Here is a 14,776-nt window from a genome sequence, read left to right on the forward strand (position 1 = left end):
GTGTGTAAACGGTGGATGGCGCTTGCGCTTATCCACCCTACAACGGCCTTGCGTAGGTCGGGTAAGCGTAGCGCCACCCGACATTCACTTGACGTAACGGATAACATCATGAGTCTGAGAGAAAAAACCATCAGCGGTGCCAAATGGTCTGCCATCGCCACGGTCATTATTATTAGCCTGGGCCTGGTGCAAATGACCTGGCTTGCGCGCATTTTTGATAATCACGAGTTCGGTTTGCTGACCGTGTCGCTGGTGATTATCGCCCTGGCCGATACGCTGTCGGATTTTGGCATCGCGAACTCGATCATCCAGCGCAAAGAGATCAGCCACCTTGAGCTGACGACGCTCTACTGGCTGAATGTTGGCCTCGGTTTAGTGGTTTTTGCGCTGGTATTTTTGCTCAGCGATGTTATCGCCTCGGTGCTGCATACCCCGGCGCTTTCCCCGCTGATTAAAACGCTCTCTTTCGCGTTTATCGTCATTCCGCACGGCCAGCAGTTCCGCGCGTTAATGCAAAAAGAGCTCGAGTTTTCAAAGATTGGCTCGATTGAGACGTTATCCGTGCTGGCCGGATTTACCGTGACGGTGAGTGCGGCGATGTATTACCCGTTCGCAATGACCGCGATTATTGGCTACTTTGTAAACACCGTGGTGCGCACCTCGCTGTTTGGTTTCTTTGGCCGCAAAATTTACCGCCCAGGCCTGCACTTCTCGCTGAAATCCGTTAGCTCAAATCTCAAGTTTGGCGCATGGCTGACCGCCGACAGCATTATCAATTATGTGAATACCAACCTCTCAACGCTGGTGCTGGCGCGTATTCTCGGCGCGGGCGTGGCGGGCGGGTATAACCTCGCTTACAACGTGGCGGTGGTGCCGCCGATGAAGCTCAACCCGATTATCACTCGCGTGCTGTTTCCGGCGTTTGCCAAAATTCAGGACGATACCGACAAGTTACGCATCAATTTCTACAAACTGCTGTCGATTGTCGGGATCATTAACTTCCCGGCGCTGCTCGGATTGCTGGTGGTGTCGAATAATTTTGTGCCGCTGGTGTTTGGTGAGAAGTGGCTGTTTATTACGCCGATTCTGCAACTGCTCTGCGTGGTGGGCCTGCTGCGTTCTATTGGCAACCCGATTGGCTCGCTGCTGATGGCGAAGGCGCGCGTGGATATCAGCTTTAAATTCAACGTATTCAAAACCTGCCTGTTTATTCCGGCAATTATTGTTGGCGGGCATCTGGCGGGGGCGCTGGGCGTGACGCTTGGTTTCCTGGTTGTGCAGGTGGTGAACACCGTTCTGAGTTATTTCGTGATGATTAAACCGGTGCTGGGTGCGAGTTTCCGCCAGTACATCCAAAGTATCTGGCTGCCGTTTTACCTGTCGATTCCAACGATTGTTATTAGCGCTCTTTTAGGTTTTGCCCTGAAAGAGCAGCTCTCCCTTGGCCTGCTGTTGGGCGCACAAATTACAGCGGGCGCACTGGCGTTTATCGTCATGCTTTTGCTTTCTCGCAATGCGCTGGTGGTTGAGATGAAGCGTCAGTTCATAACCAGAGAACCCCATTTGAAAAAGAGGTCTGTATGAAATTATTGATTCTTGGTAACCACACCTGTGGCAACCGTGGTGACAGCGCCATTTTGCGCGGATTGATCGATGCGATTACCACCCTTGATGAAACCGTCCAGGTCGACGTGATGAGCCGCTACCCGGTGAGTTCCTCCTGGTTGCTGGGCCGCCCGGTGATGGGCGACGGGCTGTATAAGCAGATGAAGCAGCATAACAATGCCGTCGGGCTGATGGGGCGGGTGAAGAAAGTATTGCGCCGCAAATATCAGCACCAGGTTTTGCTGGCGAAAGCCACCGATAACGGGCGCCTACGTAATATCTCCATTCCGCAGGGCTTTATTGATTTCGTGAAATCGCTGCAGAAATATGACGCGATTATTCAGGTCGGCGGCTCGTTTTTTGTCGATCTATACGGGGTTTCGCAGTTTGAGCATGCGCTGTGCAGCTTTATGGCGAAAAAACCGGTTTACATGATTGGCCATAGCGTCGGGCCCTTCCAGGATCCGCAGTTTAATCATCTGGCAAGCTATGTGTTCGGCAATGTGCAATCGCTGATTTTGCGTGAATCCGTCAGCCTTGAATTAATGAAACAGAGCAATATTGATTGCAGCAAAGTGGAGCAGGGGGTTGATACCGCCTGGCTGGTCGAGCATCACAATGACAGTTTTGTTCCGAGCTATGCGGTACAGCACTGGCTGAAAACTATTCAGCGCAAGAAGACGGTGGCAATCACATTGCGTGAACTGGCGCCTTTCGATAAACGCCTCGGCACCACGCAGCAAGCCTATGAGCAGGCGTTTGCTTCGGTGGTTAACCGAGTGATTGACCAGGGTTATCAGGTGCTGGCGCTGTCAACCTGTACCGGCATCGACAGTTACAACAAAGATGACCGTATGGTCGCGCTTAACCTTCGCCAGTATGTGAATGACCCCGAGCAATATCACGTGGTGATGGATGAATTAAACGATCTCGAGATGGGCAAGATTCTTGGCGAATGCGAACTGACCGTCGGCACGCGCCTGCATTCCGCCATTATCTCTATGAACTTTGGTACGCCAGCGATTGCCATCAACTACGAACACAAATCCGCAGGCATCATGCAGCAGCTCGGTATGCCGGAAATGGCGATTGAAATTCGCCAGCTTCTGAACGGTTCTCTCCAGAGTGTGGTTGCGGATGTATTAGGGCAACTCCCGGCTATTAATGAGCGCCTGGCTCATGCGGTGCGTGCGGAGCGTGAAGATGGCCTGCGCATGGTGGAGTCGGTACTTGGGCGTATTAAGGGGGCGAAATGAAAGTTGGCTTTTTCCTGCTCAAATTCCCGGTGGCGTCTGAAACCTTTGTTCTCAATCAGATAACGGCCTTTATCGATATGGGTTATGAGGTGGAAATTGTCGCCATCCAGAAGGGGGATTTGACCAACACGCACGCGGCATTCAAAGAGTACAAACTTGCCGCGAAAACGACCTGGCTGATGGACGAGCCCGCGGGGAAAGTGGCGAAACTTCAGTCCCGGGCGGTAAACACGCTGCGTGGCGCACTTCGCCCGCGCACATGGCGGGCATTAAATTCAGCCCGTTATGGTGAGGAAGCGCGCAATCTGATTCTCTCTTCTATTTGTGGCCGTAACCCGCAAACCGTGCAGGCCGATGTGTTTATTGCGCATTTCGGCCCGGCGGGTGTGACGGCGGCAAAATTGCGGGAGCTGGGTTTGCTGAAAGGCAAAATCGCCACGGTATTCCATGGGATTGATATTTCAGGGCGTGACGCGCTGGAACGCTATACGCCGGAATATCAAAAACTCTTTGTGCGTGGCGATTTGATGCTACCGATAAGCCATTTATGGGCGGGGCGCCTGCAACAAATGGGTTGCCCGGCGGAGAAAATTTCTGTGTCGCGCATGGGCGTAGATATGGAACGGTTCTCCCGGCGTGCGGTAAAAGCGCCAGCCAAAACGCTTGAGATTATTTCGGTCGCCCGTTTGACCGAGAAAAAAGGGTTGCACGTGGCGATTGAAGCCTGCCTGTTGCTGAAAAAGCGCGGCGTGAAATTCCGCTACAACATTCTCGGGATTGGCCCCTGGGAGACGCGTTTACGCACGCTTATCGAACAACATCAGCTCGACGACGTGGTATTTATGCCGGGATTTAAGCCGAACCACGAAGTCAAAGCGATGCTGGATGATGCCGACTTGTTCTTGCTGCCCTCTATCACGGGCGAGGACGGGGATATGGAGGGCATTCCCGTGGCATTAATGGAAGCGATGGCGGTTGGTATTCCGGTTCTTTCAACCGTGCATAGCGGTATCCCTGAACTGATCGATGCGGGCCGTTCTGGCTGGCTGGTGCCGGAGAAAGACGCGGCAGCCCTTGCCGACAGCTTGCAGGCGTTTGGCGATATTGATGAAAATGAGCTGAAAACGATGCTCACTCGCGCGCGCGCGAAAGTTGAAACGGAGTTTAATCAGAAAATTATCTATCGAGAATTAGCCCGCCAGCTCCATACGCTACACACTTTATGAGGCCGTATGCGCAAAAATTTTAAACTCACACCTCCTTCCTTTTCCTCCTCCCGCCGCAAATTACTAAAAGCCAGCTCTCTGCTGGCTGCGGTGCCACTCCTTGTTCCTCGCTGCGTGCTGGCTGCCGCTGGCAAAAGTGAGGCCAGCGTCCAAAAATTCTATAACGGTGACTGGATCGCTGCCTTTAAACAGGCGTTTGCCGCGGCGGACACCGTTTCTGTTCCCGCCGATTTAGTTTGCGACAACATCAACACCGCTATCTTTATGCCCGAAGGCAAAACGCTGCATGTCGCCGGTGGTTTAAAGGGCAATGGCAAAGGGCGTTTTGTGATGCAGGACGGCTGCCAGATTTTGGGCGCGAAGGGCGGGCGGTTTAACAATATCACCCTTGATGTACGGGGGTCGGGCTGCACTATCAAAGGCATTGATATGAGCGGTTTTGTTCCTGTAACGCAGATCTACATTGGCGGTAAAGAGAAGCGGACCATGCGTAATCTGGTCATCGATCAGATTACCGTCCACGACGCGAACTACGCCATTCTGCGGCAGGGGTTCCACAACCGCATGGAGAACGTGAAAATCACTAACGGCCATTTCCGCCATCTACAGGGAGATGCCATCGAATGGAATGTGGCGATTAACGACCACAACCTGCTGATCTCCGACCATGTGATTGAGAACATCGATTGTACGAACGGAAAGATAAACTGGGGGATTGGCATTGGGCTTGCGGGGAGTACTTACGATAACGAGTATCCTGAAGACCAGGCGGTGAAGAATTTTGTGGTGGCGAATATCACCGGCAGTAACTGCCGCCAGTTAATTCACGTCGAGAACGGCAAACACTTTATTATTCGTAATATTAAGGCCCGCAACATTAATCATACTTTTAGTCAAAAAGCGGGGATTGATAACGCCACTGTAGCAATTTATGGCTGTGATAATTTCGTGCTTGATAATATCGATATGAAAGATAGCGCGGGGTTTCTTATTGGTTACGGTGTGATCAAAGGCAAATATTTATCTATTCCGCAAAATTTCAAACTCAACGATATTACGCTCGATAATACCCAGATGCCGTTTAAGAGCCGGGGGATTCAGATCTCCTCAGGTAACGCAACATCGTTTGTCGCTATCACTAACGTTACGATGAAGCGCGCCACACTTGAGCTGCATAACAAACCCCAGCACCTGTTTCTGAGAAACGTGGATGTGATGCAGCATGCCGACGCAGGGCCCGCGTTGAAGCTAAACTTTGACCTGCGCAAAGATGTGCGCGGCCGCTTTATGGCGAAAGAGGATACGCTGCTGTCGCTGGCCAATGTGCGTGCCGTGAACGAGAACGGTGGCCGTTCGGTGGATATTGACCGGGTTGACCAAGTGCATGTGAATGCTAGTGGGTTGAATTTTGCGCTGCCAGTGGCGACGAAGTGAACCGTTATACAGCTTTGCGACTTTTCTGAGTATCAGCAAAGAGCAAAATCAAGGTTTTGGTTTTGCGTACTTTGTTGAGAACGTTAAGATGAAGTATAAATTTTGGGGATCAATTCATGCTGGCATCAAGGCTTGAAAAGACTATAATCCTCCAACCATTTCGAGGTGGAACTGAAGATGATTAATTTGAAAGCAGTTATTCCGGTCGCAGGTTTGGGTATGCATATGTTGCCCGCAACAAAAGCCATTCCAAAAGAGATGTTGCCGATCGTCGATAAGCCGATGATTCAATATATCGTCGATGAAATCGTAGCTGCTGGTATCAAAGAAATCGTGCTGGTGACGCATTCATCCAAGAATGCGGTAGAGAACCATTTCGATACCTCGTATGAACTTGAAGCGCTGCTTGAACAGCGTGTGAAACGCCAGTTGCTGGCGGAAGTTCAGTCCATCTGCCCTCCTGGCGTGACCATTATGAACGTGCGTCAGGCTCAGCCGTTAGGCCTGGGTCACTCTATTTTGTGTGCTCACCCTATCATTGGTGATAATCCTTTTGTCGTAGTATTGCCTGACGTTATCCTCGATGGCGCCAGCGCAGACCCATTGCGCTATAATTTAGCTGCTATCGTCGAACGTTTCCGGGAAACGGGCCGCAGTCAGGTGCTGGCAAAACGCATGACCAACGAAGATTTGTCTGAGTACTCTGTTATCACGACCGAGGAGCCATTAAGCAATGATGGACAGGTTGGGCGCATTGTTGATTTCGTGGAAAAACCAGATCAACCACAGACCCTGGATTCTGACGTTGCCGCTGTTGGGCGCTATGTCCTGTCGGCTGACATTTGGCCTGAGCTTGAGAAAACTGAGCCAGGTGCCTGGGGGCGTATCCAGCTTACGGATGCCATCGCTGCACTGAACCAAAAGCAAGCGGTTGAAGCGGCATTGATGACCGGCGAAAGCTACGACTGTGGCAAGAAAATGGGTTACATGAAGGCGTTCGTGAACTATGGCCTGCGTAACCATAAAGAAGGGCAGAAGTTCAGGGAAAGTATCCAGAAGTTGCTGGCGCGTTGAGAGTTTTGTAATCAATGAAGAACAGCGTCTGATGATAAGAACGGCAATCGATAGTGACAGGGTGGTTTCAATTTAGGACCTCCCTGCAACTGGTTGCCGTTTTTTTTGAGTTGCATGTTTCAAAGTGTAAATTTTAGGGGTTGTGCCTGATATTTGAATGATCAAGATAATTAGTGCTGGTTAAATAGTCTTCTTATCTAACTGCTTGTTCATTCAAATATTTTGTGAAAATCAGCCAAGCGTTAGTCTGCAAAATCGGCTGCGTCAGAGATTTCAGTCCACTGGTAGCTGTTAAGCCAGGGGCGGTAGCGTGGCTAATACTCCACCATTCAGCATTTCGTTTTTCCATTAATTACATCAAATAATTCAATCGCCCGATATTAATTTATCGAAGAAAATCATTACAAGATTAGAGAGATTGTTGCCGTGAAAATTCTTGTTACTGGTGGTGCCGGCTTTATTGGTTCTGCGGTCGTTCGTCATATTATAAATAATACTCAGGACAGCGTCGTTAATGTCGATAAATTAACCTATGCCGGTAATTTAGAATCATTAGCTGAAGTATCAAGTAGTGATCGTTACGCATTTATTCAGGCCAATATTTGCGACAGAAACGCTTTGGACAAAATTTTTTCTGACCATCAACCTGATGCGGTTATGCACCTGGCCGCTGAGAGCCATGTCGATCGCTCTATTACTGGCCCTACGGAATTTATTGAAACCAATATTGTTGGCACTTATACACTCCTGGAAGCCGCGCGTGCATATTGGTCGCAGTTGACTGAAGAAAGCAAAGCTGGTTTTCGCTTCCACCATATTTCAACTGATGAAGTGTATGGCGATCTGCCGCATCCTGATGAATGCCCGGCGGGTGAAGTTCTTCCATTGTTTACTGAAACCACATCGTACGCACCTAGTAGCCCGTATTCTGCATCTAAAGCGTCCAGCGACCATTTAGTCCGTGCCTGGCAACGGACTTATGGCCTGCCATGTATTGTGACTAACTGCTCGAACAACTATGGCCCATACCATTTCCCTGAAAAACTGATTCCTCTGGTCATTCTCAATGCTCTGGAAGGGAAGAACCTGCCTGTTTATGGTAAAGGCGACCAGATTCGTGACTGGCTGTATGTTGAAGATCATGCGCGCGCTTTATACACAGTCGTGACCCACGGCTCCCTTGGTGAGACTTATAATATCGGCGGGCACAACGAGAAGAAAAATCTCGATGTCGTATTAACGATTTGTGATTTGCTGGATGAACTGGTTCCAAAAAATACTTCTTACCGCGAACAAATTACTTATGTTGCGGACCGCCCAGGCCACGACCGTCGTTATGCTATCGATGCCAGTAAAATCAGCCACGAGTTGAACTGGAAACCACAAGAAACGTTTGAAAGTGGGATTCGTAAAACAGTTGAATGGTATTTAACTAATCAACAGTGGGTCGATAATATTAAAAGTGGTGCCTACAAATCCTGGATTGAACAGAATTACGGCGAGCGTAAATGAATATTCTTCTATTCGGAAAAACAGGGCAGGTAGGCTGGGAATTACAGCGTTCATTGGCACCGCTTGGCAACCTTATTGCTGTCGATGTTCATTCTACTGATTACTGCGGCGACTTCAGTAATCCTGAAGGCGTCGCTGAAACAGTGCGTCGTGTAAAACCTGATGTGATTGTTAATGCCGCTGCCCATACTGCCGTCGATAAAGCAGAAAGTGAACGTGATTTTGCACAATTGCTTAACGCAACGAGCGTTGAAGCCATTGCCAAAGAAGCTGAAAAGTTAAATGCGTGGTTGGTTCATTACTCCACCGACTATGTTTTCCCTGGCGATGGTGAAACACCATGGCAAGAAACCGACAAAACAGCGCCGCTTAATGTTTATGGTGAAACTAAGCTTGCCGGCGAAATTGCTGTTCAGCAGTATTGCACCAACCATCTGATTTTCCGGACCAGTTGGGTATACGCAGGGAAGGGAAATAACTTCGCAAAAACCATGCTGCGTCTTGCAAAAGACCGGGAAGAATTAGCCATTATCAACGACCAGTTTGGTGCACCTACTGGTGCTGAACTATTGGCTGACTGCACCGCACATGCGATTACTACCGCAATGCGTAAACCTGAAGTGGCAGGGTTATATCATCTTGTTGCTTCCGGCACGACAACCTGGTTTGATTATGCAAACCTTGTTTTTGCTGAAGCCAAAAATGCAGGCTTGGAACTTGCGTTGAATAATACTAAACCAGTACCGACAAGTGCCTATCCTACACCTGCCCGTCGGCCACATAATTCACGGCTTAATACTGATAAATTCCAGCAGGTCTTTGATTTAACGCTACCTGCATGGGATGTAGGTGTGAAACGTATGCTGGCTGAAATCTTTGCTGCTGCGAATGCATAATAAATAAATTTATTTAGTGGCCTGATTATACGTCACTTTCAAATATTGGAATATTAAAATGACTTCACGTAAAGGTATTATTCTAGCCGGTGGTTCTGGCACTCGCTTGTATCCGGTAACAATGGCGGTTAGTAAACAGCTGCTGCCGATTTATGATAAGCCAATGATTTATTACCCACTTAGCACTCTGATGCTGGCGGGTATTCGTGATATTTTGATTATCAGTACTCCTCAGGATACGCCACGTTTTGAACAGTTGCTTGGCGACGGTTCCCAATGGGGGCTGAATCTGCAATATAAAGTGCAGGAAAGTCCAGATGGCCTGGCGCAGGCATTCATTATTGGCGAAGAGTTTATTGGTAATGATGATTGCGCATTGGTGCTTGGTGACAACATTTTCTATGGTCACGATCTACAAAAACAACTGGAAAATGCGGTTGCTAAAGAATCTGGAGCAACGGTATTTGCTTATCATGTTCATGATCCCGAGCGTTACGGTGTGGTTGAATTTGATAAAGAAGGTAAGGCTATTTCTCTTGAAGAAAAACCGCTGGAGCCAAAAAGCAATTATGCTGTAACGGGCCTATATTTTTACGATAACAGTGTAGTAGAAATGGCGAAAAGCCTCAAACCATCACCACGTGGTGAATTAGAAATTACCGATATCAACCGTATCTATATGGAACAGGGGCGCATGTCCGTGGCTATGATGGGGCGCGGATATGCATGGCTTGATACCGGTACACACCAAAGTCTGATTGAAGCGAGTAACTTTATTCAGACCATTGAGCTTCGTCAAGGTTTAAAAGTTGCTTGTCCCGAAGAGATTGCTTTCCGTAAAGGATTTATTGATGCGGAGCAGGTTAAAAAATTGGCTGCACCGTTAGTGAAGAATGATTATGGTCAGTATTTGTTAAAAATGGTTAAAGGCCTCTAAAGATGAATATCATAAAAACAGAAATTCCAGATGTGTTAATTTTTGAGCCTAAAGTTTTTGGTGATGAACGTGGTTTTTTCATGGAGAGTTACAACCAGAAAGTTTTCGAAGAGGCGATAGGTCGCAAAGTTGATTTTGTGCAGGATAATCATTCGAAATCTTCTAAAGGTGTTTTGCGAGGTTTGCATTATCAATTACCGCCATATGTTCAAGGTAAACTTGTACGTTGTGTTGCAGGTGAAGTTTTTGATGTTGCAGTAGATATTCGAAAAAACTCTCCGACATTTGGAAAATGGGTAGGGGTTTTTTTATCAAGCGAAAATAAAAAACAGTTATGGATACCTGAGGGTTTTGCCCATGGTTTTCTTGCATTGAGTGATGGAGTTGAGTTCTTATATAAAGCGACTAACTTTTATCAACCTAAATACGAACGATGTTTCAAGTGGGATAGTAATTTATTGGGTATTAAATGGCCAACCGTAGAAGGTGTGACTATTTCAGAAAAAGATAATAACGGTGAAGAATTTTACTTTATTAATAATGTGAATTTAGAATGATAAATAAAAAAAATCATATCTATGGTCTACTGAATAATTTAGTTAACCTAATTGCTCCTATTGCTGTTCTACCTTTTGTTATAAATCATACGGGTATAAATAATTATGGGACTTTCGTTCAAGTAAATATTATTTACGCCCTAACAACAGCAGTACTCTTCACTTCTCTGACAGGATATTTTATTAAGGAGTTTGTTACTAATGAAAAACAAATTGGGATCATATTTTTATTACAGATGATTTTCGCGCTCGTATCAGGCATTGCTTTTCTCTTCTATCTATTAATAACTAAAACCTATTCTGACTCTTTTATTTTTTTATTGGCCATTATATCTAATTCGGTTAATTTTGAATGGTTTTTTCATGCTAAAGGAATGCAAAAAGAACTATTTTTCCGAACCCTTATAATTCGGATTTTATTTCTTTCCGCAGTGTTTTTAATAATCCCAATTTATCAAAGTATACACATTTATATTGTAATTTATTCTTTAGTTATTATTTTGGCAAATATTTTAACTTTCATTGTAGTAATAAAAAAAATAACTCTTCATACTCTTCTCTCGAGTATTTCAGATGCTCGCAATCTAAAAAAAATCAGAACCATAATATGGGACGCCAAGTACTTTATGCTGACACCGGCAGTAGGGTCTATCTATCAGTATGGTGATCAAATCCTAGTCAGTTTTTTGTTCGGAAATGCTCAATTAGTTTTTGTCAATTTAGCAAAACAAATAATTGGAGCTTCGGTTATGGTTTCAGGAACATTATGTCGTGTCGAACAGAAGAATATAATAGCAGTGAATGGTAATGAGAGGTTAAAAAGAATTAAAAAAACCTTTTCATATTATAGCCTCTATCTTTTAACCTGTTTCATAGGAATTAACTCTATCTTACCTATAATGCTTAATTTTCTTATAGCTGATACAAAGAGCTTAGCATTTTGGTATTATATTTTAATATCTTTCGTTTTTGTAATTACATCAGTTAGTATATTCATAGACTATCTTATCGGTGTGTCATATCGCCGAGAATTCCTTACTTTGAAATCGAATATAATTTGTGCGATTATTGTAACATCACTCAATCTTACATTCTTAAAGCATTTCGGAGCTTATTTCTCCTTATTTTCACTAACAATAGGTGAAGCCATAGTAGTCACTTTACTACTTTTCTTTCACAGGAAAGCTTTCGGTCGCGAGAAAATAATTTAAATGGAAAGTATTTATTTATACATCAATGTGATTTTGCTTTTCTTAATATGTGTAATATATTTATTCCTACTCAAAAGCACGAGAGCGCCTCGATTATTTATTTTTTACCTTTTATGTTTTGTATTATTTAATGAATCACATATTATTCTAACAGTGTTATCTGATTTCAAATTTGGAAATTCATCATGGTTTTTTTTAGGGGGATTTTCGGATGAAATAAAATTTCAAATGGTGAATTCTTTAAATAGTTATATCATTGGTATGATTCTATCGATGTGTTTATTTTCATCTCTAAGGTATAAGCCTTATAGATATATGAAAAATGCAAAATTTGTAAAAAAAATCTCATTAATCATTTATATTATTTCGATACCTTTTGTCCTTAAATATTTGATTGCGTTATTTTTATTAATTCGAAGTAATGGTTTCTATGCAATATATGAATTGGGAGGTGTGAGTGGTAGTGGAATACTAGATGTAATGTTCATTGCGTTATATTCATTATTAATAAATTCCGAGAAGAAAATCAGAATTTCTATTTTAATAGTTTTAAGTTCGCTCATTTACATTGTTATTGGTTTAAGATTAGAATTTATTTTCAAAATATTTCCGGTTGTATTTTATTTTGTATGCTTACGATATCAACCAAGGAGGATGTTCACCAAAAAAGTCGGCTGGATATTCTTATCTGTCTTTGTGCTAATTTATATTATGCAATATTCAGTAAATAGTAGAAATAATGACGTTACTGGTGATGCGGAACAAAGTTTTGTTTATAATTTTTTAAGCCAGCAGGGTGTAAGCATCAATGTATTAGGCATGGCTATAAAAGAAGAAAAAAATACGTTGCTACAACCTACAGTTATCCTGGCTCCAATTATTGAACCTATTAAAGTTTACATTGATAAAATAGTTAATAATAATATCCAAATAGGTAATTCGTCCCAATATGCAGAGTCATCCTTATCGTTATCTCATAAATTAAGCTATATTGAAGATCGTGATGCTTATTTAAAGGGGTATGGTGTAGGTGGTTCTGCAATTGCTGAATTGTATTTGCTTGGTGGGACTCTTGGTTGCTTCATAGGTGGTTTCTTTACATTCATTTTTATTTTAATAATCGAAAGAATAGCAACTATGAATTTATTCTTTACTCTTTTCGCAATGGGGGCTTCTGCAAAGATGATCTATTCTCCACGTGGAGAGTATCTTTCATTCCTTTCGTTGGATCGAGCGACATTACTATTAGTTTTTATATCAATTATAGTATTATTATTAAAAAATCTATCTATCCCAAAAAGATTTCATGATGGAAAAAATAATGAAACATAAAGTTAGTGTTATTATCCCTTTGTATAATCAGGGGCAATATATTGATGAAACATTAAATTCTGCTCTATCCCAATCTTATGCAAATATAGAAGTTATTGTTGTTAATGATGGCAGTACCGATAAGTACACTATTAATAAAATAAAAGAGCTGGAGCTTGCTGGTATAAATATTCTGCATAAAAGTAATGGTGGGCTAGCTTCTGCAAGAAATGCTGGTATTGAAAAAGCAACAGGTAAGTATATAGTGGCTTTGGACTCTGATGATGTAATAGATAAAGACTATATTGGTAAATTAGTTAAAGTGCTAGACCAGTCGGATGCAAAAATTGCTTATAGCCGTGCTCTACTATTTGGCGCTAGAAGTGGTCTATGGATGTTGCCTAATTATTCAATAAAAAGAATGTTACATGGAAATATTATTTATTGTTCAGCAATGTATCATCGTTCTGACTGGGTGCTAAATCACGGATATGACGAAAAAATTAAAGATGGATTAGAGGATTGGGAGTTCTGGTTATCAATTATCGAAAGAGGAGGATCGGTTGTAAGAGTAAAAGAAGCATTATTTTACTATCGTATTAGAAAGAACTCCATGCTGCGAAGTTTAGATTTTAGTAAGAAAAAAGCTGTGGTTGAATATATTTTTAAAAAACACCAATCTTTTTTTAAAGAAAATAATATAAAACAAGATTCAATATATATACAAGAAGAAAGTAGTATTATATATAGGATAATTAATAAGATTGTGTCTGTATTTCTCGGATATGTATATGCAAAGTATTGATAATCAGAATAAAATTACTATAGCAGTAGTTATGGCTACCTATAATGGGGCGCAATTTATCGCTCAACAATTAGATAGTATTTTAAAGCAAAAAATAGATGATTTTTATATAAATATATATATTAGTGACGACTCATCAATAGATGACACATGGGGAATTATTAGTGCTTATGAATCCAGTTGTTCTAATATAAAAATCGTTCTCAATGAATCTGATCATGGCCCTGCCAATAATTTCATAAATGCATTACGTCTAACAAATGATGAGCAGTATTATATCTTTGCTGACCAAGATGATGTTTGGTTTGATACTAAGGTGGCATGTTTATATAGAGCCGCCGAACAAAAAATGGATAATTACAAACCTGGATTAGTATATTGTAATGCAGAGGTGAATGATAAAACTCTTTCTAAATGTCATAAAAATTTATATGAAAGCAATTATAAACAAGTCAACAACTTTAATGATTTACTTTTTATGAACGGAGGTGTGCAAGGTGCCTCTATGATTATTAATAAAAAAATGAAACTTGAAATACTCAGTTATCGATCATATATATATATGCATGATCAGTTGGCTACTTACTTAGGAGTATTGCATAACAATATATTCTATATACCCAATGTATTAATGAACTATCGGCAGCATGATAATAATGTAATTGGTAGCAATGTTGGCTTTATTAATAAGTTTAAAAAGTTAATAACTACTCCATTGCTAAATGAAAAAAGTTGTCAATTTATTTTTGGTTTTTGCAAGACCTATTCTAATTTAATCCCTGACAGGGATTTTATAAAATTGAAACTTGTTTCTAATATAGAAAACAGCGGAAGAAAATTACTATTTATGGCTATATATAATGATATAAAAATAAACGGTAGTCGTATGCAACTCATCATTAAAATTTTCCTTAAAACCCTATTTTTTAAGGTGAATTAAAGGACATATAAT

General features: G+C 42.7%; 13 protein-coding genes. All 13 read left to right on the forward strand.

Annotated features, from left to right (window positions below; genetic code table 11):
• Positions 1 to 108 precede the first annotated feature (108 nt).
• The 13 genes from AB1E22_RS16950 (at position 109) to AB1E22_RS17010 (ending at position 14,764) form a co-directional block, all read left to right on the forward strand.
• Positions 109 to 1,584, forward strand: coding sequence for an MOP flippase family protein (locus tag AB1E22_RS16950; RefSeq protein ID WP_367596398.1), 1,476 nt, complete (start codon positions 109 to 111; stop codon positions 1,582 to 1,584).
• The gene (gene wcaK, locus AB1E22_RS16955; protein ID WP_367596399.1) at positions 1,581 to 2,861 is read left to right on the forward strand and encodes a colanic acid biosynthesis pyruvyl transferase WcaK; all 1,281 of its coding nucleotides are present in this window, start codon (positions 1,581 to 1,583) and stop codon (positions 2,859 to 2,861) included. The genes AB1E22_RS16950 and wcaK overlap by 4 nt, the downstream gene beginning before the upstream one ends.
• Positions 2,858 to 4,087 (forward strand): colanic acid biosynthesis glycosyltransferase WcaL, encoded by a 1,230-nt coding sequence (wcaL, locus tag AB1E22_RS16960; RefSeq protein ID WP_367596400.1) that lies wholly within the window; start codon positions 2,858 to 2,860, stop codon positions 4,085 to 4,087. Before wcaK ends, wcaL begins: the two co-directional genes overlap by 4 nt.
• A 6-nt stretch (positions 4,088 to 4,093) precedes the next feature.
• Positions 4,094 to 5,521 (forward strand): colanic acid biosynthesis protein WcaM, encoded by a 1,428-nt coding sequence (gene wcaM / locus AB1E22_RS16965; protein ID WP_367596401.1) that lies wholly within the window; start codon positions 4,094 to 4,096, stop codon positions 5,519 to 5,521.
• Between the two features lie 177 nt (positions 5,522 to 5,698).
• Positions 5,699 to 6,595 (forward strand): UTP--glucose-1-phosphate uridylyltransferase GalF, encoded by an 897-nt coding sequence (galF, locus tag AB1E22_RS16970; RefSeq protein ID WP_367596403.1) that lies wholly within the window; start codon positions 5,699 to 5,701, stop codon positions 6,593 to 6,595.
• 426 nt (positions 6,596 to 7,021) lie between these two features.
• The gene (gene rfbB, locus AB1E22_RS16975) at positions 7,022 to 8,107 is read left to right on the forward strand and encodes a dTDP-glucose 4,6-dehydratase (protein WP_367596404.1); all 1,086 of its coding nucleotides are present in this window, start codon (positions 7,022 to 7,024) and stop codon (positions 8,105 to 8,107) included.
• Positions 8,104 to 9,003 carry a dTDP-4-dehydrorhamnose reductase gene (gene rfbD / locus AB1E22_RS16980; RefSeq protein ID WP_367596405.1) on the forward strand — a complete coding sequence of 300 codons (900 nt, stop codon included), beginning with the start codon at positions 8,104 to 8,106 and terminating at the stop codon, positions 9,001 to 9,003. Before rfbB ends, rfbD begins: the two co-directional genes overlap by 4 nt.
• A gap of 58 nt (positions 9,004 to 9,061) precedes the next feature.
• Complete coding sequence (gene rfbA, locus AB1E22_RS16985; RefSeq protein ID WP_367596406.1) at positions 9,062 to 9,940, forward strand: glucose-1-phosphate thymidylyltransferase RfbA; 879 nt, start codon at positions 9,062 to 9,064, stop codon at positions 9,938 to 9,940.
• Between the two features lie 2 nt (positions 9,941 to 9,942).
• Positions 9,943 to 10,497 carry a dTDP-4-dehydrorhamnose 3,5-epimerase gene (gene rfbC, locus AB1E22_RS16990; protein ID WP_367596407.1) on the forward strand — a complete coding sequence of 185 codons (555 nt, stop codon included), beginning with the start codon at positions 9,943 to 9,945 and terminating at the stop codon, positions 10,495 to 10,497.
• Positions 10,494 to 11,708, forward strand: coding sequence for a hypothetical protein (locus AB1E22_RS16995; protein ID WP_367596408.1), 1,215 nt, complete (start codon positions 10,494 to 10,496; stop codon positions 11,706 to 11,708). Before rfbC ends, AB1E22_RS16995 begins: the two co-directional genes overlap by 4 nt.
• The gene (wzy, locus tag AB1E22_RS17000) at positions 11,709 to 13,040 is read left to right on the forward strand and encodes an O-antigen polysaccharide polymerase Wzy (RefSeq protein ID WP_367596409.1); all 1,332 of its coding nucleotides are present in this window, start codon (positions 11,709 to 11,711) and stop codon (positions 13,038 to 13,040) included. It begins immediately after the preceding gene.
• Positions 13,030 to 13,824, forward strand: coding sequence for a glycosyltransferase family 2 protein (locus AB1E22_RS17005; RefSeq protein WP_367596410.1), 795 nt, complete (start codon positions 13,030 to 13,032; stop codon positions 13,822 to 13,824). Before wzy ends, AB1E22_RS17005 begins: the two co-directional genes overlap by 11 nt.
• Positions 13,811 to 14,764, forward strand: coding sequence for a glycosyltransferase (locus AB1E22_RS17010; RefSeq protein ID WP_367596411.1), 954 nt, complete (start codon positions 13,811 to 13,813; stop codon positions 14,762 to 14,764). The genes AB1E22_RS17005 and AB1E22_RS17010 overlap by 14 nt, the downstream gene beginning before the upstream one ends.
• Positions 14,765 to 14,776: the final 12 nt, after the last annotated feature.

It is taken from the genome of Buttiauxella gaviniae (assembly GCF_040786275.1).
In the GTDB taxonomy this organism is placed as follows: Bacteria; Pseudomonadota; Gammaproteobacteria; order Enterobacterales; family Enterobacteriaceae; genus Buttiauxella; species Buttiauxella gaviniae_A.

Coding starts and splice junctions, on each gene's coding strand:
- AB1E22_RS16950 (WP_367596398.1), top strand. CDS start 109: ATGAGTCTGAGAGAAAAAACCATCAGCGGTGCCAAATGGTCTGCCATC.
- wcaK (WP_367596399.1), top strand. CDS start 1,581: ATGAAATTATTGATTCTTGGTAACCACACCTGTGGCAACCGTGGTGAC.
- wcaL (WP_367596400.1), top strand. CDS start 2,858: ATGAAAGTTGGCTTTTTCCTGCTCAAATTCCCGGTGGCGTCTGAAACC.
- wcaM (WP_367596401.1), top strand. CDS start 4,094: ATGCGCAAAAATTTTAAACTCACACCTCCTTCCTTTTCCTCCTCCCGC.
- galF (WP_367596403.1), top strand. CDS start 5,699: ATGATTAATTTGAAAGCAGTTATTCCGGTCGCAGGTTTGGGTATGCAT.
- rfbD (WP_367596405.1), top strand. CDS start 8,104: ATGAATATTCTTCTATTCGGAAAAACAGGGCAGGTAGGCTGGGAATTA.
- rfbA (WP_367596406.1), top strand. CDS start 9,062: ATGACTTCACGTAAAGGTATTATTCTAGCCGGTGGTTCTGGCACTCGC.
- rfbC (WP_367596407.1), top strand. CDS start 9,943: ATGAATATCATAAAAACAGAAATTCCAGATGTGTTAATTTTTGAGCCT.
- AB1E22_RS16995 (WP_367596408.1), top strand. CDS start 10,494: ATGATAAATAAAAAAAATCATATCTATGGTCTACTGAATAATTTAGTT.
- wzy (WP_367596409.1), top strand. CDS start 11,709: ATGGAAAGTATTTATTTATACATCAATGTGATTTTGCTTTTCTTAATA.
- AB1E22_RS17005 (WP_367596410.1), top strand. CDS start 13,030: ATGAAACATAAAGTTAGTGTTATTATCCCTTTGTATAATCAGGGGCAA.
- AB1E22_RS17010 (WP_367596411.1), top strand. CDS start 13,811: ATGCAAAGTATTGATAATCAGAATAAAATTACTATAGCAGTAGTTATG.